The organism is Acetobacter tropicalis, assembly GCF_001580915.1.
In the GTDB taxonomy this organism is placed as follows: Bacteria; Pseudomonadota; Alphaproteobacteria; order Acetobacterales; family Acetobacteraceae; genus Acetobacter; species Acetobacter tropicalis.
This window is the reverse complement of sequence record NZ_LHZQ01000092.1, coordinates 1-2786: the sequence shown is the minus strand read 5'-3', so window position 1 is coordinate 2786 and position 2786 is coordinate 1. Positions and strand designations below refer to the sequence as shown.

The following is a 2786-nucleotide window of genomic DNA, read 5'->3' as shown; positions in this document are numbered from 1 at the left end:
AGAGACCCAAAACCAGTGGGTTTTTCGAACCCTCCACGTCTGACCGCACGCGATTTCGACCGTCAGATTGCCAAAGTTCACATCCGGATCGCCGCCCTCAATCGCTTCACAGCACTCGGAACACCACTCACACAAGCAGTCGCGTAACGGAAAACTCTATAACCGCCTCGTCACGCCGATAGACTGAATTGTGCAACAGAGCCCTTTGGGGTCGCAAATTTCAAGAATTTTTTGCAGATACTAATTTACAATTTTTTAATTTAGACAGGAAGTATCAAATATGTTGCTTCTAGTCCTGTTTTGTTGATTTTTTGAGATAGGAAAATGGATAAGCCACAAGAGGCTGTTATAATTTTTAAAGCCTTTTCAAATGGTAGAATGCCTAATAAAATCATATTTAGAAAATAAAATTTTGTTAGAAGGTAAGATGTCCATGTTTTTTGATGAAAAACAGCTTTTGGAGTGGAAAATAAATTTCTTGAAAGAGCATGTTGCATTTATACAAAAGAAAATGAGGCCAAGTCTTCTTGCTAAGTTAAAATCGTTTATAATGGAAGAAAAGAATATAAAATTCGAAGATGAGGAATTATCGGATTTTTTAGAAGAAAACAAAGCGGATTTTATAGTTAATAGCTGTGTTTATGTTTTGAAACGGCAGATGGGTTTCAAGTGGGATGGTTTTTTTGAATTCCTTTTGAAAAATAATAATTTTAGAAATAAAATTCATTTTCTGAAAGATGATGGTTTTTACCCAAAGTATATAAGGCAATGTCGTCCAGATAAAGAGTTTTATGACTATACATCTGTTGTTAATGTTGGGTTCTATAATAAGAATAAAGATTTTTTGTATATTTGTTATGATGATGAAAAAGCCTCCGCATATTTGCGGAAAGAATTTGGTGGAGTTGTCGAAAAAGTCTATAATTCTATAGGAATATCTCAAGCTAAATCCGATTTTTTCCTAATAGCTTCGTTATTCAAAGAAGGTGGTATATCAGCTGATGTCTGCTCTGTTGCTCAAACGAGTATTAAGCCTTTAATCCAGGATTGTAATTTGTGTTTTGTCTATGACAGTAGTGGGGTGAATAAAAATTTTCTTTTCGCGGGGAAAGGTAGTTCATTTTATGAGGCATATCTGTTGGAGTTAATAAAAAAGCAGAAAACAATGAAAGAGCATAAAGAGTTCAACTACGAGTCATTTTCCAGTAGAAATGCTTTTCATACGTTTTTCCTTGATTATTATGCCTATAACATAAAAGAATTTGAAAAAGAAAAAATTAATTTCATAGAAAATGAAATATATAATGCTTTTGTAAATTCGAATATGGAGGAAGAAAATTTATCAGAAAAAGATGCATTTAAAAAAATATCATTTAAAGCGTTATCTAAAGAGTTAAATGATGTTTTTATTTGTGTAAAAGAAGATACGTCATGTGTTTCTGAGAATTTCTATACAGCAAAAAGTGATAACGTATGTTTAATAGGAGGTGATTTACATAGCCATATTACAAATCAAACAAGTGTTCCATATGCACTTCCCACGTTAGATGTATTGAAATTACAAGATGCTTATTTATCGGGGCATGCTTGCCTTTGGGTAAATGATAAATATGTAGATTTTGAAAGCTATTTGTCCTCTGTAGCAGAGCAGGAACATCATGGGGGTTTCTGGAAAAAGCCTAATGGTAATAATGTTGCACGTGTAGTTGAGGATGAAACAATAATTGGGTTTAGTGCAGGGTATGGGTGTTATGGGCATTATATTGTTGATGATTTGCCAAGGATCGGTCTTATAAAAAAATATTTAGGTGATGACTTCTATGGGAAAAAAATAATTTTACCTCAGAAAACGCCTCGCTGGGGTGTTGATCTGCTTAAATATTTTCTAAACATAGAAGAGACCTCTTTTGTTTTTTTTAACCATGAAACTGAAGTTGTTGGTTTTAAAAATTTATTTGCAGCATCCTATCCGCATAAAAACTACAAATTTCATCCGTTTATCAAAGAATTTTATGATGGAATATCAAAAAAGTTTATTTCGTCTAAGCCCTTCCGGCGTGTATGTTTGTCACGGAAATCTTGGGAAACGGAAAAAGTCAACCAGAGAATATTCTTGGAGCAAGATTTTTTTGAAGAAACTGCCAAGTCTAGGGGATTCGATCTAATTCAACCAGAAAAGCTGAAAATCGAAGAGCAAATAGAGTTGATGGCTCAGACAAGTTGCCAGATTGGGGAGCATGGATCAGCACAACATGCTTCTGTATATAATCCGTTTGGTATGACGATAGGAACAATTAATCCTTTAACAGAAGTGCAGGTTAATTTGGGTAGAATATATAATGATAGAAATTTCATTTGTTATGCTGATCATCAATATAATGATAATAAAGGGAATTTTTATTATAGCGTAAATAAGGAAAAATTAATTAGATTTTTTGATGAAATAGAAAAATATGAGGAAAGAAAGGCTAATTTAGTAGCTCCCAAAGAGCTTTTTCGTTTTCGTTGATTGATGTATTTTAAATGGGAATGAGTTTATAAAATTGGGTGGTAGAAATTTCTAATTCCTACCGCTTTCTAAGAAACAGCAGGCTGCATGGCTACAGGTATGGGACGCAGGACAAACCCTAATGACTGTGCGTGTCGGTGTAGATGGAGGGTTCGAAAAACCCTCTAGTTTTGGGCTTTTCTGTGTGATTCCATACCCCATGCGTTGATTAGAGGTATGGTTTATGAAGCAGTCTGGTTTCTTTGATGTTGAAGAGCGCCTGGCTCGCCTGAGCGGG

General features: G+C 34.5%; 1 protein-coding gene. It reads left to right on the top strand.

Features of this window, described 5'->3' with window-relative positions; translation table 11 throughout:
* The first annotated feature begins 433 nt into the window (after positions 1–433).
* Complete coding sequence (locus AD944_RS00710; protein ID WP_169796346.1) at positions 434–2509, top strand: glycosyltransferase family 61 protein; 2076 nt, start codon at positions 434–436, stop codon at positions 2507–2509.
* Positions 2510–2786 lie beyond the last annotated feature (277 nt).

What these genes read in the sequence shown, in the direction of transcription:
- AD944_RS00710 (WP_169796346.1), top strand. Translation starts at nt 434, where the DNA reads ATGTTTTTTGATGAAAAACAGCTTTTGGAGTGGAAAATAAATTTCTTG.